The sequence below is a fragment of the Arthrobacter sp. FW306-06-A genome, from assembly GCF_021870055.1.
Classification (GTDB): domain Bacteria; phylum Actinomycetota; class Actinomycetes; order Actinomycetales; family Micrococcaceae; genus Arthrobacter.
In genome coordinates this window covers 4,086,026-4,111,068 of the sequence record NZ_CP084552.1, presented here as the reverse complement: position 1 = coordinate 4,111,068, position 25,043 = coordinate 4,086,026, and the positions used below count along the sequence as shown (strand labels likewise).

At 66.9% G+C, this 25,043-nt stretch carries 24 protein-coding genes and 2 riboswitches; of the genes, 13 read left to right on the top strand and 11 right to left on the bottom strand.

The window, feature by feature from the left end:
- Positions 1-38: 38 nt before the first annotated feature.
- The gene (locus LFT49_RS19275; protein WP_237429114.1) at positions 39-1,442 is read right to left on the bottom strand and encodes an MFS transporter; all 1,404 of its coding nucleotides are present in this window, start codon (positions 1,440-1,442) and stop codon (positions 39-41) included.
- Between the two features lie 196 nt (positions 1,443-1,638).
- Between LFT49_RS19275 and LFT49_RS19270 the strand changes: the two genes are divergently transcribed.
- From LFT49_RS19270 to mnhG, 6 genes are read left to right on the top strand one after another with little or no spacing between them, the layout of a single operon-like run.
- Positions 1,639-4,713, top strand: a complete 3,075-nt coding sequence (locus tag LFT49_RS19270; RefSeq protein WP_237429113.1) for a Na+/H+ antiporter subunit A — start codon at positions 1,639-1,641, stop codon at positions 4,711-4,713.
- Positions 4,710-5,330, top strand: coding sequence for a Na(+)/H(+) antiporter subunit C (locus LFT49_RS19265; protein ID WP_236799962.1), 621 nt, complete (start codon positions 4,710-4,712; stop codon positions 5,328-5,330). The genes LFT49_RS19270 and LFT49_RS19265 overlap by 4 nt, the downstream gene beginning before the upstream one ends.
- Positions 5,327-6,946, top strand: a complete 1,620-nt coding sequence (locus tag LFT49_RS19260) for a Na+/H+ antiporter subunit D (RefSeq protein ID WP_236799959.1) — start codon at positions 5,327-5,329, stop codon at positions 6,944-6,946. The genes LFT49_RS19265 and LFT49_RS19260 overlap by 4 nt, the downstream gene beginning before the upstream one ends.
- Positions 6,943-7,488, top strand: coding sequence for a Na+/H+ antiporter subunit E (locus tag LFT49_RS19255; protein WP_236799957.1), 546 nt, complete (start codon positions 6,943-6,945; stop codon positions 7,486-7,488). The genes LFT49_RS19260 and LFT49_RS19255 overlap by 4 nt, the downstream gene beginning before the upstream one ends.
- Positions 7,485-7,763 (top strand): monovalent cation/H+ antiporter complex subunit F, encoded by a 279-nt coding sequence (locus tag LFT49_RS19250; protein ID WP_237429112.1) that lies wholly within the window; start codon positions 7,485-7,487, stop codon positions 7,761-7,763. The genes LFT49_RS19255 and LFT49_RS19250 overlap by 4 nt, the downstream gene beginning before the upstream one ends.
- Positions 7,753-8,163, top strand: coding sequence for a monovalent cation/H(+) antiporter subunit G (gene mnhG / locus LFT49_RS19245; protein ID WP_237429111.1), 411 nt, complete (start codon positions 7,753-7,755; stop codon positions 8,161-8,163). The genes LFT49_RS19250 and mnhG overlap by 11 nt, the downstream gene beginning before the upstream one ends.
- Positions 8,164-8,170: 7 nt before the next feature.
- Here the strand turns inward: mnhG and LFT49_RS19240 are convergent, their stop codons facing one another.
- The 4 genes from LFT49_RS19240 to LFT49_RS19225 form a co-directional block, all read right to left on the bottom strand.
- A complete protein-coding gene (locus LFT49_RS19240) occupies positions 8,171-8,434 on the bottom strand; it encodes a DUF4235 domain-containing protein (RefSeq protein ID WP_236799950.1) in 264 nt (87 codons plus the stop codon).
- Between the two features lie 117 nt (positions 8,435-8,551).
- A complete protein-coding gene (locus tag LFT49_RS19235; protein ID WP_237429110.1) occupies positions 8,552-8,830 on the bottom strand; it encodes a CDGSH iron-sulfur domain-containing protein in 279 nt (92 codons plus the stop codon).
- Complete coding sequence (locus tag LFT49_RS19230) at positions 8,827-9,957, bottom strand: glycosyltransferase (RefSeq protein WP_237429109.1); 1,131 nt, start codon at positions 9,955-9,957, stop codon at positions 8,827-8,829. The genes LFT49_RS19235 and LFT49_RS19230 overlap by 4 nt, the downstream gene beginning before the upstream one ends.
- On the bottom strand, positions 9,954-11,009 hold the full coding sequence (locus LFT49_RS19225) for an iron-containing redox enzyme family protein (protein ID WP_237429108.1): 1,056 nt from the start codon (positions 11,007-11,009) through the stop codon (positions 9,954-9,956). Before LFT49_RS19225 ends, LFT49_RS19230 begins: the two co-directional genes overlap by 4 nt.
- A 280-nt stretch (positions 11,010-11,289) precedes the next feature.
- Positions 11,290-11,430, top strand: a riboswitch (TPP riboswitch).
- A 66-nt stretch (positions 11,431-11,496) separates the two neighbouring features.
- On the opposite strand from LFT49_RS19225, the gene LFT49_RS19220 reads away from it, so the two are divergent.
- The 5 genes from LFT49_RS19220 to LFT49_RS19200 all read left to right on the top strand — a co-directional run bounded on the left by LFT49_RS19220 (position 11,497) and on the right by LFT49_RS19200 (position 17,412).
- Positions 11,497-12,120, top strand: coding sequence for an ECF transporter S component (locus LFT49_RS19220; protein WP_237429107.1), 624 nt, complete (start codon positions 11,497-11,499; stop codon positions 12,118-12,120).
- On the top strand, positions 12,120-13,667 hold the full coding sequence (locus LFT49_RS19215; RefSeq protein WP_237429106.1) for an ABC transporter ATP-binding protein: 1,548 nt from the start codon (positions 12,120-12,122) through the stop codon (positions 13,665-13,667). Before LFT49_RS19220 ends, LFT49_RS19215 begins: the two co-directional genes overlap by 1 nt.
- The gene (locus tag LFT49_RS19210; protein ID WP_237429105.1) at positions 13,664-14,464 is read left to right on the top strand and encodes an energy-coupling factor transporter transmembrane component T family protein; all 801 of its coding nucleotides are present in this window, start codon (positions 13,664-13,666) and stop codon (positions 14,462-14,464) included. The genes LFT49_RS19215 and LFT49_RS19210 overlap by 4 nt, the downstream gene beginning before the upstream one ends.
- 129 nt (positions 14,465-14,593) lie before the next feature.
- Positions 14,594-16,117 carry a UDP-N-acetylglucosamine 1-carboxyvinyltransferase gene (locus LFT49_RS19205; RefSeq protein ID WP_237429104.1) on the top strand — a complete coding sequence of 508 codons (1,524 nt, stop codon included), beginning with the start codon at positions 14,594-14,596 and terminating at the stop codon, positions 16,115-16,117.
- 68 nt (positions 16,118-16,185) lie between these two features.
- Entirely contained in the window at positions 16,186-17,412 is a 1,227-nt protein-coding gene (locus LFT49_RS19200) for a glutamate--cysteine ligase 2 (protein WP_237429103.1), read from the top strand.
- Positions 17,413-17,537: 125 nt separating this feature from the next.
- On the opposite strand, the gene LFT49_RS19195 is transcribed toward LFT49_RS19200, so the two are convergent.
- The 3 genes from LFT49_RS19195 to LFT49_RS19185 are packed head-to-tail and all read right to left on the bottom strand — an operon-like array spanning position 17,538 to position 19,429.
- On the bottom strand, positions 17,538-18,746 hold the full coding sequence (locus LFT49_RS19195) for an O-succinylhomoserine sulfhydrylase (protein WP_237429102.1): 1,209 nt from the start codon (positions 18,744-18,746) through the stop codon (positions 17,538-17,540).
- Entirely contained in the window at positions 18,747-19,157 is a 411-nt protein-coding gene (locus tag LFT49_RS19190) for a rhodanese-like domain-containing protein (RefSeq protein ID WP_236799937.1), read from the bottom strand. It lies immediately after the preceding gene.
- A complete protein-coding gene (locus tag LFT49_RS19185; RefSeq protein WP_237429101.1) occupies positions 19,154-19,429 on the bottom strand; it encodes a DUF1737 domain-containing protein in 276 nt (91 codons plus the stop codon). The genes LFT49_RS19190 and LFT49_RS19185 overlap by 4 nt, the downstream gene beginning before the upstream one ends.
- Before the next feature lie 13 nt (positions 19,430-19,442).
- A riboswitch (SAM riboswitch) is annotated at positions 19,443-19,558 on the bottom strand.
- Between the two features lie 181 nt (positions 19,559-19,739).
- Between LFT49_RS19185 and opgC the strand changes: the two genes are divergently transcribed.
- Positions 19,740-22,208 carry an OpgC domain-containing protein gene (gene opgC, locus LFT49_RS19180; protein ID WP_237429100.1) on the top strand — a complete coding sequence of 823 codons (2,469 nt, stop codon included), beginning with the start codon at positions 19,740-19,742 and terminating at the stop codon, positions 22,206-22,208.
- 126 nt (positions 22,209-22,334) lie between these two features.
- Here the strand turns inward: opgC and LFT49_RS19175 are convergent, their stop codons facing one another.
- On the bottom strand, positions 22,335-22,589 hold the full coding sequence (locus LFT49_RS19175; protein ID WP_236799935.1) for a hypothetical protein: 255 nt from the start codon (positions 22,587-22,589) through the stop codon (positions 22,335-22,337).
- Between the two features lie 227 nt (positions 22,590-22,816).
- On the opposite strand from LFT49_RS19175, the gene LFT49_RS19170 reads away from it, so the two are divergent.
- A complete protein-coding gene (locus LFT49_RS19170; RefSeq protein WP_236820660.1) occupies positions 22,817-23,521 on the top strand; it encodes a TetR/AcrR family transcriptional regulator C-terminal domain-containing protein in 705 nt (234 codons plus the stop codon).
- 17 nt (positions 23,522-23,538) lie between these two features.
- Here LFT49_RS19170 and LFT49_RS19165 read toward each other — a convergent pair whose 3' ends face one another.
- Positions 23,539-24,003, bottom strand: coding sequence for a pyridoxamine 5'-phosphate oxidase family protein (locus tag LFT49_RS19165; RefSeq protein ID WP_236799933.1), 465 nt, complete (start codon positions 24,001-24,003; stop codon positions 23,539-23,541).
- 60 nt (positions 24,004-24,063) lie between these two features.
- Positions 24,064-24,993, bottom strand: a complete 930-nt coding sequence (locus LFT49_RS19160; RefSeq protein ID WP_237429099.1) for an aminodeoxychorismate lyase — start codon at positions 24,991-24,993, stop codon at positions 24,064-24,066.
- Positions 24,994-25,043: the final 50 nt, after the last annotated feature.

Here is a 25,043-nt window from a genome sequence, read left to right as displayed (position 1 = left end):
CTTGGCGGAGTCCCGGACCAGGCCCCCATCGCGGTGTTTCAGCCGGCGGGAACGACGGCGACGGGAGCCTTTGCCGGTGGCTTCACCGGCAGCAGCACCAGGAGTCCTGCCAGGAGGACCACCATGATGCCCAGGATGCCCCACCGTTGTGCCTGGCCGGCAGGCACCAGCGGGGTTGCCAGGGTGATGCAGAGGGTGAACAGGGCGGGTGCAAGGAAGCTGACGGCCCGGCCGGTGGTGGCATACAGCCCGAAGAGTTCGCCGGACTCCCCGTGCGGTGCGAGTCTGGCCAGGTAGGCGCGCGACGATGACTGGGCCGGCCCGACGAACAGGCAGAGGAACAGGCCGAACACCCAGAACGTGGTGCTGCCCGCCCATTGCATGCCGAAGAAGGAATAGTTGCCGTTACCCAGGACCAGGATGGCAGTCCCGGCCACAAGCAGTCCCACCAGGGAGCCGGTGATGACGGCTTTGGGGCCCACCTTGTCGTCAAGGAACCCGCCGAGCATCGCGCCGATGGCCGCCACTACGTTCCCGAAGATCGCGAAGAAGATCACCTGGGAAAGGGCAAAGCCAAACGTGTCGGCCGCGATGATCCCGCCGAACGTGAAGACCGCGGCCAGGCCGTCACGGAATACGGCGCTGGCTAAGAGGAAGTAGATGGTGTGGGGGCTGGTGGCGTAGATGGCCTTGATCCGCCGGAACAACAGGCCGTAGCTGGCAAGGAAACCCAGGCGGGCGGCCTGGGGTGACCGGGGTAGTTCAGGGACGGCGAACAGGACGGGAAGGGCGAAGACGAAGAACCACAGGGCTGAGAAGACGGCCACCAGTCGGATGTTGAGGCTGTCCTGCGTGGACGCGCCAAACCAGTCAAAAGCCGGCTGGACAAAGAGTTGCAGGACGATCAGGAGGGCCACGATCCCGCCCAGGTAGCCGGCGCCCCAGCCGAATCCACTGACCTTTCCGATGTTCTGCGGCGTGGAAACCTGGGCCAGCATGGCGTTGTAGTTGACGCCGGCGAATTCAAAGAACACGTTGCCCAGGGCGATCAGGCAGGCCCCGAGGAGCAGGAACTCCGGCCGCGGGAACACGAAGAAGCACAGGGCCGTGAGGATGGCGACGGCGGCCGAGTTCACTCCCAGCCACAGCTTGCGCCGGCCGCCCGCGTCGGAGCGCTGGCCCGTCACGGGTGCCAGCAGCGCGATGGCGAATCCGCCCACGGCCAGCGCGGCGCCCAGCACGGCCGATGCGCTGTCCTCGCCCCCAAAGGCGTTGGACGTCAGGTAAACGGTGAAGACGAAGGTAGTCATCACTGCGTTGAAGGCCGCCGAACCCCAGTCCCAGGAGGCCCAGGCCAGGATGCGCCCCTTGCTGGAGGACGGGGTTCCGGCTTCGAGTTCCGAGGCCGGCTGCATTGCCCCCGGCGCGCTGGCGCTGTTCATACGATGAATCGTATCCGCCCGTGGCGAACACTCCGGGGAGCTCCGGCCCGTGCTGCCGGGGATTCTGCCCGGGTGGGGAGCCATTGAACGGGAAGGCTGGCAGGCACGCCTTGATAAACTAAACCCTCCCGGACCTAACTTTTTGCCGCCTGCTCCAACTTTTGACAATCGAATCCCTGACGTTGCGGAGAATACAGTGATCACAGTCCTTGCCGTGCACTTTTCGGTGGCTGTCCTCGCGCCCTTGCTCTTCAGGGTTTGGGGCCGGAACGCCTTTTACGCGCTGGCTGCAGTTCCCGCGGTTTCCTTCGGCTGGCTGATGCTCCAGCACGGCCCGATCTATTCCGGCGCCGGAGCCATCACCGAAACGTTCGACTGGATCCCCAGCCTCCATCTGGAACTGGCCTTCCGCATGGACGCGCTGGCCTGGGTGATGTCCCTCCTGGTGCTTGGCGTCGGCTCCCTGGTGCTGGTCTATTGCGCGCGGTACTTCAAGAGGAAGGACCAGGACCTGGGTGCGTTCGGTGCCCAGTTGTTGGCCTTCGCCGGTGCCATGTTCGGACTGGTCACAGCGGATGACCTCCTGCTGCTGTTCATCTTCTGGGAACTGACCACCATCCTGTCCTACCTGCTGATCGGCTTCGCCCGGACCCGGCTTGCCGCCCGGCGCTCCGCCCTCCAGGCATTGATGGTCACCACCGCCGGCGGCCTGGCCATGCTGGTGGGCCTCATCATGCTCGGCTACACCGCCGGGACCTACCGCATCTCCGGCATCCTGGAGCAGGCCGCCTCGCTGGCAACCGGAACGTCGGGCGCCATGGTGAGCGCCGCCGTCGTCCTCATCCTGGTGGGTGCCATCACCAAGTCCGCCCTGGTCCCGTTCCACTTCTGGCTGCCCGGCGCCATGGCCGCGCCCACTCCCGTCAGCGCCTACCTGCACGCCGCGGCGATGGTCAAGGCCGGCATCTACCTGGTGGCACGGCTCGCGCCCGGCTTCTCCGAGACCGCGTACTGGCAGCCCGTAGTCCTGGGGCTGGGCCTGGCCACCATGCTGGTGGGTGGCTACCGGGCGCTGCGGCAGACCGACATCAAACTGATCCTTGCCTACGGCACCGTCAGCCAGCTGGGCTTCCTCACCATGGTGGTGGGCTTGGGAACCCCCGATGCCGCGCTCGCGGGCCTGGCCATGCTGCTGGCCCACGGCCTGTTCAAGGCCACGCTCTTCCTGGTGGTGGGCATCATCGACCACCAGTCCGGAACCCGTGATGTTCGTAAGCTGTCCGGTGTCTTCCGCTCCTCACGCGCCCTGGGCATCGTGGCCGGAATCGGGGCCGCGTCCATGGCGGGCATTCCACTGCTGGGCGGCTTCGTGGCCAAGGAATCGGTGCTGGAAGCGTTCGTGCACCACGCCCTGGAGCCGCACTCCGGTCCCTGGGGCCCGGTGGTCCTGGTGGGGCTGGTGCTGGGTTCCATCCTCACCTTTGCGTACAGCGCCCGCTTCATGTGGGGTGCTTTTGCGGTCAAGCGCGGCGTGGAGCCCACCCCGTTCAAGGCGATCACGCCCTCCTTCCTTGCCGCCCCTGCCATCCTCAGCCTCCTCACCATCGCCTATGGGCTCTGGCCGGTTCCGGTGGACGACTGGATCCAGCCGTACGCTGCGCTCTTCGCTTCCACAGCGCCCGACGCCGGCACTCCGGCCCAGCAGGCAGGGCACCTTGCGCTATGGCATGGCTTCACCCCGGCGCTTGGGCTGACAGCCCTCACCTTTGTGCTGGGTGCCGCCATGTACTTTGGCCGCAATGCGGTGGCCCGCGCCCAGTCCCTGGTCCCGGCGTGGGTGGACGGCGACCGCGCCTACCAGTTGACCATCGGGGCCCTGGATGACGTGGCGGTTTGGATCACCGGCCGCACGCAGCGCGGTTCGCTGTACTTCTACCTTGCCGTGATCCTCAGCGTGGCATTCGTCCTGCCGCTCGTGGCCATCCTGCTGGGCGGCAGCGCCATGCCGCAGAACATCTACCTGGTGGATCCCAACTCCCCGCTGCAGCTCGTGGCGGGCGTAGGGATCGTGATCGGCGCGCTCGCTGCCGTCAAGGCCAACAAACGCTTCCTTGCGGTCCTGATGGTGTCGGTGACCGGGTACGGCATCGCGCTGGTGTTTGCGCTGCAGGGCGCCCCGGACCTGGCCCTGACCCAGATGCTGGTGGAGACCATCATCCTGGTGGCCTTCGTCCTGGCCATGCGCAGCCTGCCGCCCGAATTGCGGGACCGTACCGGCGGCAGGTACCGGGTGGTGCGTGTCATCATCGGTCTGGGGTTCGGCGTGACCATGGTGTTCGCCGCCATCTTCGCCATGGGTGCCCGCACGGCCATTCCCATCTCGCTGCAGTTCCCGCAGCTTGCATATGAGGGCGGCGGCGGGCTGAACGTGGTCAACGTGACCCTGGTGGACATCCGTGCCTGGGACACGTTCGGTGAAATCAGCGTGCTGGCGCTCGCCGCCACCGGCGTGGCCAGCCTGATCTTCGTGCGGGGGCGCGGTGACCGGCTGCAGTCCTCGGCTTCCGTTGCCGAGGGCACGGTGGGACGCTACCGCGGCGTGGACCCCGGCTCCCGTGACGCGGCAGCCCTGGCCATCAGCCGGAAGTTCGCGGCCTCGGCCAGCGACGCCTGGATCGTGGCCGGCAGGACACTGGCACCGGAACGCCGTTCCATCATCTTCGAGGTAATCACCCGGCTGATCTTCCACTCCATGATCATCTTCTCGCTGTACCTGCTGCTGGCAGGCCACAACCTGCCCGGCGGCGGCTTTGCCGGCGGCCTCACGGCAGGGCTGGCCCTGACCATCCGCTACCTGGCGGGCGGGCGCTTCGAACTCCGGGAAGCGGCGCCGATCAGTGCCGGCGGCCTGCTGGGGTCCGGGCTGGCCCTGGCTGCAATCTCAGGTGTGATGCCCCTGCTGCTGGGCGGCCAGGTGTTCCAGTCCGCCATTATCGAGGTGTGGCTGCCCGTGTTCGGGGACATCAAGTTCGTCACTTCAACCATCTTCGATATCGGCGTGTACATCGTGGTGGTGGGCCTGGTGCTGGATGTGCTGCGCAGCCTCGGGGCCGAAATCGATGAGCACATGGAGGAGCGGTCCGCGGAGGGCGGCCACGAACCGGACCACGACCGGCACGGGCAGGAACCCGAACGCCTCGATGGCCCGGACCAGCAGGAACAGGAACCGGACGGGATTCCTGCCGAGACCACCGCGAAGGGCCACGCATGAGCGTCAACCTGACCCTGCTGATCGTGATGGGCGCCCTGTACGCCTGCGGCATCTACCTGATCCTGGAACGCAGCCTTACCCGGGTGCTGCTGGGGCTGATGCTCCTGGCCAACGCCACCAACCTGCTGATCCTGGCCACCGGCGGATACGCTGGCCTGGCTCCGCTGTTTGCCAAGGACACCGCCGCCCAGGACTACAACGACCCGCTGCCGCAGGCCTTGATTCTGACCTCGATCGTGATCTCCTTCGCCGTCACGGCGTTCATGCTGGGCATCATCTACCGCACCTGGGTCCTGGCCCGCCAGGACGAGATCCAGGACGACCTGGAGGACCGCCGCGTGGCGGCCACCCCCAGCTTTGACGCCGAGGACGACGCCGAAATCCCCGCGGAAACCTCCGAGTTCCCGCTCACCATGCTCGGGTCCGACGGCCGGGACGTCTCCAACCACGGAACGCCCGGTGCCGGCTCCGAAAGGGGTGTGGGAAGCCAGGAAACGGACCAGCCCGTGGCCACGCTGGTGGCCGGGGGCCGGGAGATGCCCGCAGAACACGCTGCCGCGGAGGAAAAGCCCGGCTCGCTCAACGTTGACCCCAACCCGGAAGGAGGCGGCAAGTGAACATTGCAAGCCTGGCCCCGCTCGCCGTCGTACTTCCCATCCTGGGCGCCGCCCTCACCTTCCTGCTGATCCGGCACTCCCGGGCCCAGCGTGGGGTGAGCATCGGCCTGCTCTCGCTGACCCTGCTCCTCGAATGCCTCCTGCTGGCGTCCGCCTGGAGCGGCGGCACCACGGCGGTGACCATTGGCGGCTGGGTGCCGCCGTTCGGCATCGTCATGGTGGTGGACCAGTTCTCATCGCTGATGCTGGTGGTGTCCTCCGCCGTGAGCCTGGCCGTGCTGATCTACGCCACCGGACAGGGCATGGCCGACGGCGACGAGGACGCCCCGGTCTCGATCTTCCACCCCACCTACCTGATCCTGGTGGCCGGGGTGTCCAACGCCTTCCTGTCCGGGGACCTCTTCAACCTGTACGTCGGCTTCGAGATCCTGCTGACCGCAAGCTACGTGCTGATGACCCTGGGCGGCACCGGGCCGCGCATCAGGGCCGGCGTCACCTACGTGGTGGTCTCCGTGGTGTCCTCCGTGCTGTTCCTGATCGCGATCGCCATGGTTTACGGGGCCACCGGAACGGTCAACATGGCGGACCTGGCCATCAAGCTCGGCGAACTGGACCAGGGCACCAAGACCCTCCTGCACGTGATGCTGCTGGTGGCGTTCGGCATCAAGGCCGCCGTCTTCCCCCTGTCCTTCTGGCTCCCGGACTCCTACCCCACGGCCCCGGCACCCGTCACCGCGGTGTTCGCCGGCCTGCTCACCAAAGTGGGCGTGTACGCGATGGTCCGCACCGAGACCCTGCTGTTCCCCGGCGACACCCTGAACACGCCGCTCATGGTGGCGGCGCTGCTGACCATGGTGGTGGGCATTCTGGGTGCGCTGGCCCAGAGCGACATCAAGCGTCTGCTCTCGTTCACCCTGGTCAGCCACATCGGCTACATGGTGTTCGGGCTGGCCATGTCCTCGGCCGTGGGGCTGGCGGCGGCCGTCTTCTATGTGGCGCACCACATCACCATCCAGACCAGCCTGTTCCTGGTGACCGGGCTCATCGAACGCCGGGGCGGCAGCTCCTCCGTGGACCGGCTGGGCGGCCTGGCCAAGTTGTCGCCCATGCTGGCCCTGCTGTTCTTCATCCCCGGCATGAACCTGGCCGGCATCCCGCCGTTCTCCGGGTTCCTCGGCAAGGTGGGGCTGATGCAGGCAGGCATTGAGCTGGGCACGCCGCTGGCCTACGCCCTGGTGATCGGTGGGGTGGTGACCAGCCTCCTGACGCTGCTGGCCATCGCCAGGGTCTGGAACCGTGCCTTCTGGCGCCGTCCAACCGACGCCGAACATCCGGACCCGGTGCTGCTTGCCACCCCTGGGACGAGGGCTTCCGGGCCCGGAGCCAAGGCCAACAGCACCGTGACCCTCCTGCCGCGCACCATGGTGGGCTCGACGGCGGGCCTGGTGGCGCTTGGCGTTGCCCTCTCCGTGTTCGCGGGGCCGCTGTTCGGGCTGTCGGACCGGGCGGCCCGCGACATGCTTGAGCGCACCCCGTACATCCATGCGGTCCTGGGGGAGGGCACCGCTGTACCGGGAGCCGCTGCAGGGACCTCCACCGGGGGAGGAACACGATGAGCCGCCAACGCATCTCCCTGCGCCAGGAACTGCCGCTCCTGGTCTGGCTGGTGATTGTCTGGGGCGCCCTCTGGCAGGATTTCAGCCCTGGCAACCTCCTGTTCGGTGCCCTGCTGGCCGTAGGGGTGGCCCGGCTCTTCTACCTTCCGCCGGTGGAGCTCAGTGGCCGCTTCAACATCCTTCATGCCGTGCCCTTTGCCCTGGTGTTCCTGTGGAAGGTGGTGGTGGCCAGCGCGCAGGTCCTCTACCTCGCCACGGTCCGCGGCCCCAAGGTGACCAACGCCGTCGTCGCCGTACGGCTGCGCAGCCACCAGGACCTGATCGTCACCGCCACCGGGCATGTCATTTCCCTGATCCCGGGGTCGCTGGTAGTTGAGGTGGACCGCTCGACATCCACCCTCTACCTGCACGCACTCAACATCACCTCCCCGGAAGACGTGGAGGGCCTGCGGAACGAAGTCCGGTCCATTGAGGCCGGCCTGATCCGCATCATGGGCAGCCGGGAAGAACTTGAAGCCGTCCGAATGGAGGCCGCCGCATGATGCCCGTTGTCCTGGCTGTTACAGCCGTCATCTTCTCGCTGGCCGCCGCCGGAGCGATCATCAGGATTGCCCGCGGGCCGTCGCTCCTGGACCGGGTACTCGCCGCCGACGTCCTGCTGGCCATCCTGGGCGGGGCGCTGTGCATCGACATGGCCGTGAACCGGCACCTGAACAACCTGATGCTGGTGGTGGCCATCTCCATTATTGGCTTCATCGGATCTGTGACCGTGGCACGCTTCGTAGCAGACCGGAGGGTGAAACCCGATGAATCCTGACTTCTCCGACCCCGACGCCTGGATCGACCTGGTTTCGGCCATATTCATGGTGGTGGGGGCACTCATGTCCCTGGGCGCGGCCATCGGCCTGCTCCGCTTTCCGGACCTGCTGAGCCGCATGCACGCGGCCACCAAGCCCCAGGTGCTGGGCCTGTTCCTCCTGCTGGCCGCCATTGGGCTGCAGATGCGGACGTGGTGGGTGTGGCCGGTGCTGGTGGTGGCCTGGATCTTCCAACTTCTGACGGTGCCGGTGTCCGCGCACATGGTGGGCCGCGCAGGCTACCGCACCAAGCACCTGCACCGGGAACTGCTCACCGCCGATGAGCTGGAGGCCGTGGTGCAAAAAGCCGCCGCCGAGGCTGCCCGGAAGGACAGCCCCGACGACGGCCGGCAGCGGTAAGGAAGAGCTAGACGATGTCCTGGCTCTTGGCGAACCGGGTGATGGCACGCTGCGTGCCGCGGTTGGCCAGGACCTGGATGATGGCGCTCACCGATGCCGAGATCAGCGCGAAGGTCAACGCCGAACGCAGGCTGGTGGGGACGTCCTCGTGCTTGCCGGTGGGCGGCTTCTGTCCCGTGGTCTTTTCCCAGATGGTGTTGACCAGCTTGGTGCCGGCCAGGCCTGCACCCAGGCTCACCCCGGTCCCGAGCAGCTTGATGAAAAGGTTCATTCCTATTACTCCTTGCGGGCGGAAAACGGACTGTCCCCAGCCTAGCCGCACACCCGCCAACCACCCGGCAAGAGTCGGGGCAAGGGCGTGGCAGGCAGGCGGAGCTTGCTGGACTGGCTAAGCAGCCGGGGGCTCTGTGCGGAACTTGATCAGCTTGTGCGTGCCGTCGCAGTACGGCTTGATGGCGGAGGCCCCGCACCGGCACAGGGCCACCGTCTTCCGGTCCCGGGGTACGGCACCGCCGGACGGGGTGACGAGCTCAAACTCACCGCGGACAATCAGGGGCCCGTCCGGGCAGACCACGATGGAGCTCGCGGCGGGGTCCTGCTCCGCATTTGCCCGCTCCACATCCACCTGTTCCAGGTCGGCTCCTGTTCCATGCTGTTCACGATTCATGCCTGCACCGCATCCATCCTTGTTGTTCCTGGTGTGCCCGGGACGCGTCTGTCCGGGACCCCTCTGCCCGGGACGCCCTGCAGCCTGCCCCCGTGGCGCCGCAGGAGCTCCGCCTCGGAGTGCGCCGCCGTCCTGATCCTGCTGCCCGCGTAGGGAACGCCGCCCCTCGACCTGAACCCGAGGGCCAGCCACACGCAGGTGGCCCGCTCAAGTGCCCACAGCGGAGCGAACCAGGCTGCCGAGGCGGGGAAGACGGCGGTACCGTTGTGCCGCCGTCGTCCAATCTCTGCAGCGGTGGTGATCGCCACGGCGAGTCCGCACAGGGTGGTTGCCCGCACTTTGCCCGGAAGGAACAGCGCGGCTGCGGCTGCCGGGAACAGGGCAAGCTCGGCGGCCAGCCGCCGGGGCTGGGCGAAGCCGTCGTACGCCTGGCGCACCCGCTGGCGCAGGAAATGCCGCACGGTGGGCGGCCTGCGGGCCACGAACAGGTCCGCAAGTGTCCGCTCGCTCCCGCCTGCGGCCTTGATGGTCCTAATGAGTTCGAGGTTTTCGAACAGGACGCCGGCATAGCCGCCGGTGGCCAGCAGCGCGTCGCGGCGCACCCCCAGCGTTCCCGGGTAGTCGGCCGACCAAGCGCGGTTGAGCAGGGTCCGGGCCGTGTCCCAGCGGGCGTGCCATGGGAGGGGGGTGAAGTAGTTCTGCGGGCGTACCACGTGAGCGGATTCCAGGTGATGGACGACGGCGGCGAGGGCCTCGCGCGTATAGCGGACGTCGTCGTCTGCGATGACAAGGAACGGCGCACCCGGGGTGCGCACGCCGGTCATGACGCCTGCCACCTTGCCGTTACTGACCTGCCCGTGAAGGGCAATGCTGTCCGGCGGGGTGTCCGGCCGGATGTGGCGGACCGCTGCCGGAAACGTGGCACGGTGCCGGTCGAAGAGGTCGGGGTCTGAGCCGTCCACCACGGTGACCGGAATCCAGCCCACCAGTTGGCGGAGGTAACCGGCCAACTCTGCCAGGCCCGAGTCCTCCGTCCAGCGCAGGGGAAGGATGTACTCCGCGTCGGAGACCAAACGGGGACGCCCTTCCCTTGCCCCGGGAGCGACTGCCGCGGGCGCGGCTGTCACGCTGCCGCCGGTACGGCCGCCCGGAGCGATGTCTGCCCGGCTTCCCAGGACGACATCAGGTGGGCGGTAAGGCGGCTGTCGATGGCCATGACCGCCGTCGCCCCGAACAGGACATCGGCAAGCAGTTGCGGTTCGGCTTCCACCAGGCCGCCGGCGAGGTCCCGTCCCGCAATCTGTTCGTGCACGGCGTCGGCCTCCACGTGCTCGTCAAAGTAGTGCGTGATGTCAGGGCCGAAGCCGTGCCGGCGGAATCCGTTGCCGTAGAAGCGGTTGGGCTGCGAGGAGGTCATTTCGTAGATGGCGAGGTGCCCGGTGATGGCACCGCGGAGCCGGCGGTTCAGGCCGCAGAGCGACATGAGGTTGACGGAAGCCAGGGAGATTGCCGGGACCGTGTCCACGTAGGCGCCGTAGCTGTCATCCAGGCCCAGGCCGCGCATGGTCCGGGCGAACAGCGCGCTGTGCATCCGCTCAGGCCGGCCGCCGCCGTATTCGTCCGCCTGGATTTCCACCAGGGCCGCCTTCGGCCTGCCGCTGAGCCGCGGAATGGCCCAGGTGTGCGGGTCGGCTTCCTTCAGCTGGTACATGGATTTGTGGACCAGGAACTCCTTGAGCTGGTCCAGGGTGGATTTCCGGGCCACGTAGCGGGACAGGCTGGGGCCGGTGTCCGTGGCGGCCAGGCCGAAGAGGACGTCGGCAACGGCGTCACTGGTCATGGCAATTCCGTCGGGCAGTTCGAAGTTTCCTGCCGCCTCCTTGGCGGCAGCGCGCAGTGCCGCTTCGAAGGGTTCCTCGATCAGCCGCCGGACCCTGATCAGCGCAGGCTCCCACTCCCAGCTGTCTGAAACGCCGTCCAGCCCGGAGTAATGGAGTTCGTAAAGGCAGAATAGTGCGAGTTGGATGTCCTCGTCGGCAATGATGTCGCCGGTTCCGGCCAGCTGCCGCACCACCAGGGAGTACAGCCCATCCAGGCCCGGCCCGGCGGCGTCCGGAGCCTGCGCCAGGACTTTGAACAGTGCGCTGCTGACGGGGCCTCTGGTTTCCGGGATTCTCATGGTGCTCCTTGGTCTGCCGCGCTGCTGACGGGAACGAACGCGGGGCCGACCATGGTGAGTCCCATGTGCCCGTACTCCTCGAAACCCGGGAGACAACATAGTAAGCATGATTACTAATAAAAGCTAAGCGCGCTTATTTCCATGCCTGGCGCCACCACGCACGGCCGGTCACATCCTGTCCGGTTGGCGCCCGCAGCCCTCAATCCAGCGCCGTTCGGTGTAAACTGGACCACGCCCGGATGGGCAAATCAAAAGCCTTACCCTAACCAAAAAGCAACACTAAAAACGACAGGGGAGCGCCGCCGTCGGGCATCCTGGCTAAAGCCGGGCACCGCAGGTGGGCGCTGAGAGTGCGGACCGCCGCAGACCCTCGAACCTGATCCGGTTAGTACCGGCGCAAGGGAGTCGAGTTCTCAAAGTGTCGCGGCTGCACGGCAACGGGCCGTCAGCCGGTCCACTTTCCCCTCCTGTTCCCCAGGAGGATCACATGAGCACTGCAGCAATCAAGAAGACCACCAGCAGGTCCTGGCGCGTCGTGGACATCGTGGTGGCCGCGCTGGTGGCCATCGCCGGCGGCGTCATCTTCTGGGCATGGGACCAGGGCGCGGCAGCACTGTCCGCCCCCATGAACGCGGCCTACCCGCCGCTCACCGGTCTGCTGGCCGGCGGATGGATGATTCCGGGCGTGCTGGGCATGCTCATCATCCGCAAGCCGGGCGCGGCGCTGTTCTGCGAGACCGTGGCCGCCACCGGAGAGCTGCTCATGGGCTCGCAGTACGGCGCCTCGGTCCTGTTCTCGGGGTTAATCCAGGGCCTGGGTGCGGAGATCATCTTCATCATCTTCGCCTACCGCAAGTTCAACCTGCCCGTCTCCCTGCTGGCAGGCGCCGCGGCCGGCTTCTTCTGCGGCCTGAATGACTCGTTCGCGCCGTGGGGCTGGAACATCGCCTACTCAGGTGCGGACAAGTTCGCCTACATCGTCCTCACCACCATCTCCGGCGCCGTCCTGGCCGGCGGCCTGTCCTGGCTCGCCACCCGCGGCCTGGCCCGCACCGGCGTACTGAGCTCCTTCGCGTCCCGCAGGGCTGCCACGGAGCCAGTCTTCTCCTGATGGCACCCTCCCAGGGCGCAGCCGGCGCCGTCCGCCCCGCGGCGGTCACTGCCCGCGGCTGGGGCTGGCGGCATGCCGGCAGGGCCAGGCCCGCGGTCCATGCCCTTGACCTGGACATCAGCCCCGGCGAGCGGGTGCTGCTGCTGGGCCCCTCGGGCGCCGGAAAGTCGACGCTCCTGCATGCGCTGGCCGGCGTACTGGGAGACATTGACGACGACGGCGAGGCGGGCGACGCCGACGAGTCGGGTTCGCTGCTGGTTGACGGCGCCGTGCCCCGCTCCCAGCGCGGCCGCGCCGGCCTGATGCAGCAGGACCCGGAGACGCAGGTGGTCCTGTCGCGGGTGGGGGACGACGTTGCGTTCGGAGCCGAGAACCTTGCCGTGCCGCGTGACGCCATCTGGGCGCGCGTGCACGAGGCGCTTGCCGACGTCGGACTGTCCCACCTCCCGCTGGACCACCCGACGTCGGCCCTGTCCGGCGGGCAAAAGCAGCGCCTGGCGCTGGCGGGGATCCTGGCCATGCGCCCGGGGCTGATCCTGCTGGATGAGCCCACCGCCAACCTGGACCCGGACGGGGTGCTGGAAGTCCGCGACGCCGTGGCGCGCTGCCTGGACAAGACCGGGGCCACCCTGGTGGTGGTGGAGCACCGGGTGTCGGTGTGGAAGGACCTGGTGGACCGGATCGTGGTCCTGCAGCCGGGCTCCGCCTCCGAGCCCGCCGTGCTGTTGGACGGGCCGCCGGACCGGGTACTCAGTGAGGCGCGCACCATGCTCGCCGCGGCGGGGGTGTGGGTTCCCGGCTACGTCCCGGCCGCCCGTGCCCGGGCTGCGGTGCAGGCGCCGGGAACGGGGAATCTCCTGCTGGCGGCCGAACAGCTGGGTGTTTCCCGCGAACGACCCCGCCGCAAGGGCTTCCGCAGGATCCCGCCCGTCCCCGTCCAGGAAGGCGTGGCCGCGCAGGTCCGCGCCGGGCAGGCCCTGGCCATCACCGGTCCCAACGGCGCCGGCAAGTCGACCTTCGCGCTGACCCTTGCCGGCCTCCTGGAGCCGGTCTCCGGAAAAGTCTCCGCCACCCTGGACCTCAGCCGGGGTGCGGGCATCGACCCGTTCCGGTGGAAGGCCGAGCAATTGATTTCCCGCGTAGGGACGGTGTTCCAGGAGCCTGAGCACCAGTTCGTGACCGGCAAAGTGCTGGATGAGCTGCGCTTTGGCCCCCGGCACCTGGGCCATGGTGAGGACCGGGTTGACGAGCTGCTGGAGCGGCTGCGGCTCACCCAGCTGGTGGATGCGAACCCGTACACGCTCTCCGGCGGTGAAAAGCGGCGGCTGTCTGTGGCCACCGTCCTTGCCGCCAGCCCCCGGGTCCTGGTCCTTGACGAGCCCACCTTCGGGCAGGATGCCAACACCTGGGCCGAGTTGGCCTCGTTCCTGTCCGAGCTGCTTGATGCCGGAACGGCGGTGGTTTCGGTGACCCATGATGCCGAATTCACCGAGGCGCTGGGCGGCGAGGAGCTGCGGATGGTGGCTGCGGAAACGGTGGCGCCATGAGGCAGCAACTCACCCTCAGCGGCAACCGGGCCGTGCTCACCCGCGCCAACCCGCTCAGCAAATTCGCGGCGGTCCTGCTCATCACCGCCGTCCTTGCCCTGTCCATCGACTGGGTCTCGGCATCCGTGGCGTTGGTCTTCGAGCTTCTGCTCTTTCCCTTGGCCGGGCTCACCCTGTCCCTGCTGTGGCAGCGGGGCTGGCCGCTGATCCTCGCGGCCGCCATAGGCGGTTGGAGCACGTCCATCCTGGCGCCGGACAGCGGCAGGATCCTGCTCGACGCCGGCATCTGGACCATGAGCGAAGGTTCCCTTCAGCTGGGGATCGGCTTCCTCCTGCGCGGCTTTGCCATCGCCCTTCCGGCGGTGCTCCTGATGAGCTGCACTGATCCCACGGACCTTGCCGATGCGCTGGCGCAGAAAGCGCGCCTGCCGCACCGGTTTGTCCTGGGAACCCTCGCCGCAATGCGGCTGGTGGGGCTCATGGCCGAGGAGTGGCAGACCATCGGCATGGCACGGCGTGCCCGCGGCGTGGGTTCACGCGGCAGCCTGGGCCAGCGGGTGAAGGCCACGCTGGGGCAAAGCTTCGGGCTCCTGGTGCAGGCCATTCGGCGCGCGTCGAGGCTGGCCGTCACCATGGAAGCGCGGGGCTTTGGCGGTGCCACGCGGACCTGGGCGCGGGAATCAACCTTCAGCCTGCTGGATCTCGGAGTGGTGGCCGGCGGCGTCGTGGTGGCTGGGCTTGCCCTTTTTGCGGCTGTTACCGCCGGTACCTGGAACATGGTGTGGTTGGGGAGCTAAGTCCCGGGCTTAGGTGCTATATAGGCTTCCCTATCGCACGTGATGGGTACAGCCTTTCCGTAACCCCCAAACGGGCCCTTGGGTAGGTGCTCGGCAGGCTGGATAACTCATTTATGATATATTCGGCGTATGACGCAAGAGACCGCTGAACACGTTGCCGCCATGCTGAGGGACGCCCGGAGCGAGAAGGGGTGGACCCAGGGCCAGTTGGCTGCCGAACTCGGCACCAGCCAGAGCGCCGTGGCCCGGATGGAACAGGGCAAGCAGAACCTGAGCCTGAAAATGATCCAGCGCCTGGAAAACATCTTCGACCGCAGCATCGTCAACGTGGGCAAGCCGCAGATGACCCACCTGCGGGTGGAGGGCGGCCGCACCCTTTCCGGTGCCGTGGACGTGAACAGCAGCAAGAACGCCGGCGTCGCCCTGCTCTGCGCCAGCCTGATCAACCGCGGCACCACCGTGCTCCGCCGGCTGGCCCGCATCGAGGAAGTTAACCGCATTGTCGAGGTGCTCACCAGCATCGGCGTGGAATGCACCTGGCTTAACGACACGGACCTGCGCCTCCGCCGTCCCGCCGTCCTGGACCTCGAAGCGATGGACGTGGACGCGGCACGCAGGACCCGCAGCGTCATCATGCTGCTCGGCCCCATGCTGGATGAATCGCGGGAGTACCGGCTGCCCTACGCCGGCGGCTGCGACCTTGGCACCCGCACAGTGGAGCCCCACATGCAGGCACTGCGCGAGTTCGGCCTCTCGGTGGAAGCCACGGCCGGTTTCTACACCGTCCAGGCACCTCCTGCCGACACCCGCGACCGCTCCTTTGTCCTCACCGAGCGCGGCGACACCGTCACCGAGAATGCGATCATGGCGGCGGCGCACCGGCCGGGAACAACCGTGATCCGCAATGCCAGCCCCAACTACATGGTCCAGGACCTCTGCTTCTACCTGCAGATGCTGGGCGTCACCATTGAGGGCGTGGGCACCACCACCCTGAAGATCACCGGCCAGCCCGAGATCGACGCAGAGATCGAATACTTCCCCTCCGAAGACCCCATCGAAGCCATGAGCCTCATCACGGCCGGCATCGTCACCAACTCCGAGGTCACGGTGCGCCGCGTTCCCATCGAGTTCATGGAAATCGAGCTGGCCACCCTGGGCCAAATGGGCCAGAAGCTTGAGATTTCGGGCGAGTACATGGCCCGCAACGGCCGAACCCGCCTGATGGACGTCACCACCAAACCCTCCGAGCTGCGCGCCCCCGAGGACAAGATCCACCCCATGCCCTTCCCCGGGCTGAACATCGACAACCTGCCGTTCTTCGCCGTCATCGCCGCGAACGCCCATGGCCAGACCATGATCCACGACTGGGTCTACGAAAACCGGGCGATCTACCTCACCGAGCTGAACCGGCTCGGCGCCCAGGTACAACTCCTGGACCCGCACCGGATCTACGTCAACGGGCCCACCAAGTGGCGTGCCGCCGAGGTTGGCTGCCCGCCAGCACTCCGCCCGGCGGCCTGCCTGCTGCTGGCGATGCTGGCAGCACGCGGCGTGTCCGAACTGCGGAACATCTACGTGATCGAGCGCGGATACGAAGACCTGGCGGAGCGTTTGAACACCATCGGTGCCAAGGTGGAGTACTTCCAGGACTAGGCATTCACGGTTCGTCATGAACCGCGTGTGACAGTTCCAATATCCCTGCACTGCCGCAAAATGTTCGTATGCGTACGTTCGGCGTAGAGGAAGAACTCCTGATCGTTGATCCGGAGTCCGGGGAACCGCTTGCGCTGGCTGACGCCCTCCTTGCCGGCCACCGCGTTGCGGCGGACGATCTTCCCGTGGAACCGGACACGCATCACGCCGGGAACCACGGCGATTACGACGACGAGATGGGCCTGAGTGCCGAGCTGAAGCTTGAGCAGATCGAGACCCAGACCCGGCCATGCGTGGATCACGGCAGCCTCCTGGAACAGATCCGCGCCGGCCGTGCCCTGGCGGACCAGGCGGCCCGGAAACACGGTGCCAGGGTGGCGGCCCTTGCCACCTCGCCGGTGGCATCCCCCAGCCATACCACCCCGGATCCGCGCTACGCCAGGATGCTGGAACGCTTCGGCCTCACTGCACAGGAGCAGCTGACCTGCGGCTTCCACGTCCACACCTACATCGAATCGCCGGAGGAAGGCGTGGCGGTCCTGGACCGCATCCGGGACAAGCTGGCGGTCCTGACGGCGCTGAGCGCCAATTCACCCTTCTGGAACGGGGTGCCTACCGGGTTCGAAAGCTACCGGACCCAGGCCTGGAACCGGTGGCCGACGGCAGGGCCGGCAGGCATCTACGGCACCTACCCCGCCTACCGGAGGGTGGTGACGCGGCTGCTGGATACCGGGGTCATGTTGGACGAGGGGATGCTGTACTTTGATGCCCGCCTGTCCCGCAACCACCCCACCGTTGAGGTGAGGGTGGCGGATGTATGCCTGCGGGCCGAGGACGCAGCCCTTATTGCCGTGCTGGTCCGGGCGCTGGTGGAATCTGCCAGCAGGGAGTGGCGGGATGACGTTGATCCCACACCCGTTCCCACAGTTCTTTTGCGAATGGCCTCCTGGCAGGCCAGCAGCGAGGGGCTCAGCGGCGAGCTCCTGGATTTTGGCAACTTCCGTCCGGCCCCCGCTGCGGATGTGGCCCGTGCGCTGGTGGATTACCTGGCCCCCGTCCTGCAGGAGCAGGGCGAGCTGGCTTTGGCCCGGCAGGGTGTGGAGGAGATCATCGCCCGCGGAACAGGGGCCGCCGAACAACGCCGCGCCCGGGACAAGGCCCTTGCCGGTCCGCCGCCTGAGGACATGGGGTTTGGCGCCGTGGTGCGCCAGGCCGTGCAGGTGACCATGCGCGGAGCGCTGGATCTCGGAGACGTGGAGGACACACCGGAACTGCTGCGGGTCCGCCAGGCCTGACCCGCCGCGGCGCGCGGGTCCGCGATGCGCAGTTTCCTCTTCGACGCGGTGTTTCCTTCCCGCGGCCCACATTCGGGCCGCGCCGGGGAATATGCGCCGCGGGAACACCGAAGCGCGTCGAATACCTAGATCTGCTTCAGCGCCTGCTCCAGGTCGCGGATGAGGTCCTCCGCATCCTCCAGTCCCACGGAGAGGCGGACCACGCCGTCGCTCAGACCAATGGCCGCTCGTCCTTCCGGGCCCATGGCGCGGTGCGTGGTGGTGGCGGGATGCGTGATCAGCGACTTGGAATCGCCCAGGTTGTTGGAGATGTCGATGATCCGCAGCCCGTCCAGCAGGGCGAAGGCGGCTTCCTTGCCGGAGCGTCCGCCCGACGGGGCAAGCTCCAGGGTCAGGACGGTGCCGCCTGCGCTCATCTGCTTCGCCGCCAGCCCGTACTGCGGGTGCGATTTCAGCAGCGGATACTTCACCCAGCTCACGGCCGGCTGCTCCTCCAGCCACTCGGCAAGCCGGAAGGCCGTGGCGGAGGAGTGGTTGACGCGCAGCCCCATGGTTTCCAGGCCCTTGGTCAGGACCCAGGCGTTGAACGGGGACAGGGCGGGGCCGGTGTGGCGCATCAGCTGCTTTACGGGGCCGTCAATGAACTCCTTGGTGCCCAGGATGGCACCGCCCATCACCCGGCCCTGGCCATCGATGTGCTTGGTGCCGGAGTAGACGATGACGTCCGCGCCCAGGTCACCGCAGCGCTGCAGCAGGGGAGTGGCAAAGACGTTGTCCGCCACCACGGTGGCCCCGGCCGCGTGCGCCAGGTCGCTGACCGCGGCGATGTCCACGATTTCCTGCATCGGGTTGGACGGGGACTCGAAGAAGACAGCCGTGGTGGGTTTGGAGAGCGCCTCGCGCCACTGATCCAGGTCAGGGCCGTCGACGAACACCGTCTCCACGCCCCACCGGGGCAGGATCTCGTTTAGGACCACGAAGCAGGAACCGAACAGCGAGCGGGCGGCCACCACGCGGTCGCCGGCTGCCAGCAGGGCACCCAGGGCGGTGAATACCGCGGACATGCCCGACGCCGTCGCAAAACATGCTTCGGTGCCTTCGAGCAGCCGGAGCCGTTCCTGGAACGTGGCCACGGACGGGTTGCCGTAGCGGGAGTAGACAAAGCGCTCGTCTTCGCCGGTGAAGGCGCGTTCAGCAGCGGCTGCGGATTCGTAGACGAAGCCGGAGTTGAGGAAGATGGCCTCCGACGTTTCCTGGAAGTTGCTGCGGTCCAGCCCGCCGCGGACGGCCTGGGTGTCGGGGTTCCAGCCGGGGGCGTCGTGGTTGAAGCTCACTTAGTTCTTTCCGAGGTTGGTGGGCAGGCCGCGGTTTTTCCAGCCATTGACGGTCCGTTCGCCGAAGCGGTCGGGATCGCCCTCGAAGCCCTCGAGGACGCTGTAGGCGGTGAAACCCGCCTGGGTGGCGGCGGTGGCCGCGGCGACGGAGCGCTTGCCGGAGCGGCACAGGAACACCAGTTCCGTGCCCGGGTCCTCCGGCGCCTGGTCCGTCAGATCCTTAATGAAGTCGGGGTTGGGGATGCCGCCGGGGAAGGTCCACTGGATGAAGAGTGGGTCGTTGTCCGTGGCCTTGGTGTCCGGGATGCCGATGTGGGCCCATTCGCCCTCGGTACGGACGTCCACCAGGACGGCGCCCTGCTCCAGCTTGGCCCAGGCTTCCTGCGGCGTCAGGTCTCCGGCGTAGCTCATGCGTGGCCCTCGCCGTCAAACTCGCCGTCGAACTCGCCCTCAAGCTCGTCAACGGCCGTTGCAACGGCGGCGTCTGCCGAGGCGATCGCGGCCGGAAGGACGATGGCCTGCGCCACGATGACGGTGGTGCCGTTAAAGGTTGCTGCGGGGCTGCCGTGCAGCACGTAACCGTCTGCGAGTGCAGCGGAGATCCGCTCGCAGAACTCACGGTTGTCCGCGCCGGTAATCAGGCGGTAGGACAGTCTTTCCTCAGGGGCGGGTGCGTCGGACACGACGGATCTCCTTCTTTCACGCTTGCAGCTCGAATCGGTCGATATGCCGAGTATTCACCTGAGGCACCCCGCCGCGAAAGGGAGGGTTGCCGACCGGCCAGTCAGGGCTTCACACCGGTACTCATTACTCCCCAAAAACGTAACACCTGCGCTCCCAAGCCGCACCGCCGCCGTCGTCATGTTCCGTAATTCACCGGACGGCCAGGCGACACGCAAGGGCCGGCCGCCGGATAAAGTTCTTACCGGGGCACCGCCCCGTCGCCTAAGCAACGGGCAGCAGAGCAATGAGTACCGGGGGGTCCTTGTCAGCATGCGCGCAATCACATCGCATCACCGCGCCACCAGCCACGTAAACCGTCCGCGCTCTGTGGCTGCCTTTCTAGCGGCCATCGTCATCGCCTTCCTGGCCGTGCTGGCGCCGGCAGGTCCGGCGCAGGCGGCGCAGGCTGCACCGGACAGCGGCAAGCCGTGGCTGGGTGCGGTGCTCGAGTGGGGCGAGGATACCGCTGCAGGCTTCAGTGACCGGCTGGGCGCCACCCCTGCTGTCTTTGGCCACGACATCACCCTTCCGTTCCGTGATTCCGAACGGAACGACATCGACGGCTTCCTGCAGCAGGCCGCAGCCAAAGGTGCCCACGCCCTGCTCACGGTGAAGCCCTCGGTGCCGCTGGACCAGCTCGGCACTGCAGAAGCTGAAGCCTTCGCGCAGCAGGTGCACACTCTCACATCCGGGTTCAAGGGCCAGCTGCTGATCCGGTTCGCCCCTGACATGAACACAAGCTGGGTGGGTTGGGGCCAGCAGCCCGCCGAGTACCGCCAGGCTTTCCAGGAGGTGTCCAGGGCATTCAAGAAGTACGACGGCGGCCGGGCCGCCATGGTGTGGGCGCCTTACCTGGGCAAGGACTACCCCTTTGACCGGAGCCGGAATGCGCCGCAGCCAGGAAGTGAGGGGTTCGCGCTCCTGGACACCAACGGGGACGGGGCCTGGACCGGAGGCGACAACGCCTACGCACCCTACTACCCGGGTGACGACGCCGTGGACTGGGTGGGCCTGGCCGCCTACCACGACGACACCGCCGGCGGGGCCGCCGTCAACACTTTGCCGCGGGCCGGTGAGCTTGAGGAGATGCTGACAGCCTCGGGAAGCGAAAACTTCTACGCCACCTACTCGGAGGGGCGCAGGAAGCCTTTCCTCCTGCAGACCGCGGCGTTCTACAGCCCTTCAACCGGCGGCGCGCCCGAAGCCGGCATTAAAACCGGCTGGTGGGACCAGGTGGTGGGAACTGCCACCTCTCCGGAGTTCGCACGCACGGCCGCCGTCGTATGGGACGAACGCACCAGCACCAGGGACACCGGCGTGGCGAGCATCAGCTGGCTGCTCACCGGAAACCCGGACATTGCCAAGGCCGCGGGGGACAGGCTGAAGGCCTCCCCGATGGTGACCGGCCCTGTCACCGATCAGGCACCCACCGGCACTTATGTCCGCGCCAACACCCTGTCCGGGCCTGCTGCCTGGACTGTTGCCGCCGCCATGGTCATCCTCCTGGTGGCCCTGTGGCAGGTTCCGCGCAGGATCAATGCAGCCACAGCCTGGAGCTACCAGGATCCTTCCACCAGGGACTCGCGCGTTGACCTGCTGCGCGGAATGGCCATCGTCTTCGTGGTGGTCAACCACCTGGGCATGGCCTCGCTGTTCCAGTTGCTCACGCAGGAGGCCGTGGGCTTCGTGTCAGGCGCAGAGCTGTTCGTCCTCTTCTCCGGACTGGTGGTGGGCATGGTGTACGGGCCCAAGGCAAAGGAGGACTTCGGCCGGGTTGTGGACCTCACGTCACGCCGCGCAGGCAAGCTCTACCTGACGGCGCTCGCCGTGCTGATCGGGGTCTTCCTGCTGTCCCTGCTCCCGTTCTTCCACGCCGAGGCGCTCACAACCTTCGTGGACCAGGGAACCGGCGGCGCCGGGCACAACGGTGCCGGCCGGACCTACGACCTCTATGCGGGCATGTCGTCCTTGTTCCAGTTCCCCGTGCCGCCCCAGGTGCTGCCGGCCATCGTGCTGCTGCAGTTTGGGCCCTGGCAATTCAACGTCATGGGCCTCTACGTGGTGCTCTTGCTGGTCAGCCCGCTGATCCTGGCCGCATTGAACCGCGGAAAGGCCGTCTGGATGCTGGCCGCGACCCTTGCAGTGTATGCAGTTGGTGCCGTGACCAGGTTCCGGGTCCTGCCGTCGCAGTTCGAGGACTCCTTCCCCCTGCTGGTGTGGCAGGTGCTGTTCGTGCTGGGGCTGGTTGCCGGCTATCACCGCCGTGCCGTCGTTGCCTGGCTGTCGAGGCATACGTGGGTGGTGGTTGCCTGCACCGCGGCCGCGTTCGCGCTGGCTTTCCTGTCCTGGGGCAATCCCTACCTGGCGAACAACTACGACGTCCGCATGGCGCTCATGCCGGACGGCGTATACCGCGCCATGTATGACGCCCTCTTCGGCCGCACGTACCTGGCTCCCGGCCGCCTGCTTAATGTCATGGTCCTGGTGGTGGCGGCCTACGCATTCCTCAGCGCTTATTGGAAGCCGGTGCAGCGGGCGCTGGGCTGGTTCCTGATTCCACTGGGCCGGGCCACGCTGTACGTGTTCATCATGCATGTGCTGCTGATCGCCGTCGTAGCCAATATTCCGGCGTTGCAGCAGCAGAGTATCTTCCTCAACACCGCGGCCTATGCCGTGGTCCTGGGACTGCTGTGGGTGATGGTGCGCACCAGGTTCCTCTTCCGGATCATCCCTACCTAGCCCAGGTGGGGACGCGCTCCTCAACCTTGGCCGCGGCTGCTTCAGGGCATGAAAAATGCCGTGGCACCGGAGTGCCACAGCATGTGTTCGTGCGCCCAAGGGGTGCCCAAAGGCGGGCCGGGGAAGCTAGACAAGCCCCGGATAGCTGGTGAGGATGTAGTCGGCCGCAGCTGGACCCTTCATGCGGAGTCCGTTGTGCCCGGGGTTGATCCTGTGCTTCATGGCTGACCAAAAAGTGGATTCGCTGCCGAGCGGCTGCTGATTGATCACGCACCAGCTGGTGTACAGCCCGTAGAGGCGGTCCCGGTTCAGGCTGGAATCGGATACATGATCGGAATAGGTTGCTTCGTGGAGGAACAGATCGAACTGCGAGTTAGCCATGACGGCTCCCTTCGCTAAGTGCTCGGCGCTGCCGTGTGGCTACAACAGCAAACCGCGATCCCCTGCACGGGGGTGATCGGGGTATATAGTCCATCCCCGGCTGAGACTGAGGGGACGAACAGCGCTCTCACCGCTTGTCTACACTGTAGACTTTACCCGTAGACTACAAGTGAGGCAACCGTCTTGAATAACTCCGGGACCACCGCCGGCGGGGCGAGGACCAATCCATGACTTCCACTGCAGCTTCCGGGCCTCGCTCGCCCAAAACCCGGCTGAGCCGGGACGTTGTGCTAACCAAGGCCCTGGAACTCGTTGACGCCGAAGGCCTGGAGGCCCTGACCATGCGCCGGCTGGGGCAAGAGCTCGGCAGGGACCCCATGAGCCTTTACCGGTACGCGGAAAACCGGGCAGCCCTGCTGGACGGAGTCTCGGAACTGGTGCTCAATCAGCTCAGAATCCATCCCGAGGACCCGGACTGGAAGGCCCAGCTGCGGAGAATCGCCCACAACCTGCGGACGCTGGCGCTTCAGCATCCCAACGTAGTGCCCCTGCTGGTAACGCGGCCCCTGTCCACGCCGCTGGGACTGCGGCCCCTGGGTACGCTGCGGCCGCTCGAGCAGATCCTGTCCCTGCTGGTGGCCGCGGGGTTCCAGCCGGCAGATGCACTCCATGTCTACCGCGCCTACTACGGCTTTCTCTACGGACACATCCTCAACGAACTGCAGGAATACGTCGTTGACCCGGAAGAAAACGAGGTGCTGCTGCGGCTGGGGCTCCACCGCCTGCCCGCCAAGGAGTTTCCCAGGCTGCGTGCCCTGGCTCCGGCGCTTGCAGAATACGACGGCGGCGCGGAGCTTGAGCAAGGACTCACCATCCTGCTTTCCGGGCTGGAAGCACAGCTTTCCGGAAAGGGCCCAACTTCCCACGCCTGACAAGGCGCCGCCGGCCGCTACTCGAACGAAGCGCGGCGCCGGTCCTGCAGCCGGGTGTTCCAGACATCCGGCCGGTTCACCTGGAACCTGCGGCCCGTCAACGCTTTGGCGTTCAGCCTGACATAGTTGGCCTTCTCTCCGGGCTGCCACGGCTCCAGGCCAAGTCCGTCCACTGCATCCCGGACGGCCTGGTCCTCGATGATTTCCGTGTCGCCCCGAACCACTACGCTCCAGGCCTGTTCCGTCGAGGGGTCGTAGCCGTCAATTTCCAGCGCCGCCGGCCGCTCCATCCTGGCGCCCCAGAGTTTTGAGCCCGGAGCGGTGCGGAAGACGATACTGCGCAGGTGCACAACGTAGTTCACGGGGAAGATTTCCGGATGCCCGTCCACCACGATGGCCAGCCTGCCCACCGTGTCATTCTCAAGCAGTTCCCAGCAGTCGTCGAAGGACAGGTTTTCGATCGGCAGGTTTCGCGAGTCCATGGTCCACACCTTACGGGTGATGCGGGTGCGGGAAAAGGGATTAAGCGCCTGTTGCAGGGCCTAGTGGATGCCGGCGAAAAGTCCGCTCAACTCGGCGGTCAGTTCCTTCTGGACGGACGGGCTGCCGATCTGCTTGCCGTCGATCGTGTTCACAGGGGCAAGAAGGCGGACGCTCGAGATCAGCCAGACCGCATCCGCGTCCAGGAGGTCCTGCGGCTCCAGGGGGCCGTAACCCAGCTCCCAGCCTGCCGCCTTGGCGGCAGCGAAAAGCGCGCCCTGGGAGGTTCCCGGGAGGATGCCGCTGTCCAGCTGGGGTGTGATGAGGCGCTTCACCGGCGTGCCGTCGTCGGACTTTCCCACATGCGCCAGCAGCACCGTGGACGTGGGGCCTTCCAGGACGCGGCCGTCGGAGGACAGGAAGATGACGTCGTCCGCTCCCTGCTTATGCGCGTAGCGGAGCGCGGCCATATTGACGGCGTAGGAAAGCGTCTTGGCGCCCAGAAGCAGCCAGGGCGCCCGTTCGGCCACGTCACTGTCGTAGCCGCGGTCAAGGAGGATGACGTCAATACCTGTTTCACGCTGCCGGCGGCCGGTAGCCCCCGCGGGCGATGCCTGCACCCAGGCTGTAGGAGCGGGGGCACCCTCCACGCCGCGGGTCACCACAAGCTTGACCACCAGTTCATCGGCAGCAGGATCGGCGGGTGGGTTCTCTGACCGGTGCCGCGCCACGGCAGCGGCAATGGCGCGGCGCCACGCCTCCTGGTCCGGGATGTCCAGGTCCAGTGCCGCGGCGGAGCCTGCCATCCGGTCCAGGTGGGCCTGCATTTTCCGCACTGACCCGCCCACCGCCAGCATGGTTTCGAAGACGCCGTCGCCCCTGGTAACCCCAAGATCCGTGACCAGCAGCTGGGGTTTGGACGCATCGGCCGCCCTGCCGTCAGGAAATGCGGGATCGAGGAAAAGGAGAACCACTGGGGCTGGAGAGGTCATGGCACCAGCTTAGTGCGGCACCGCGGATAAGCTGGGCAGAGTGCCCCGGC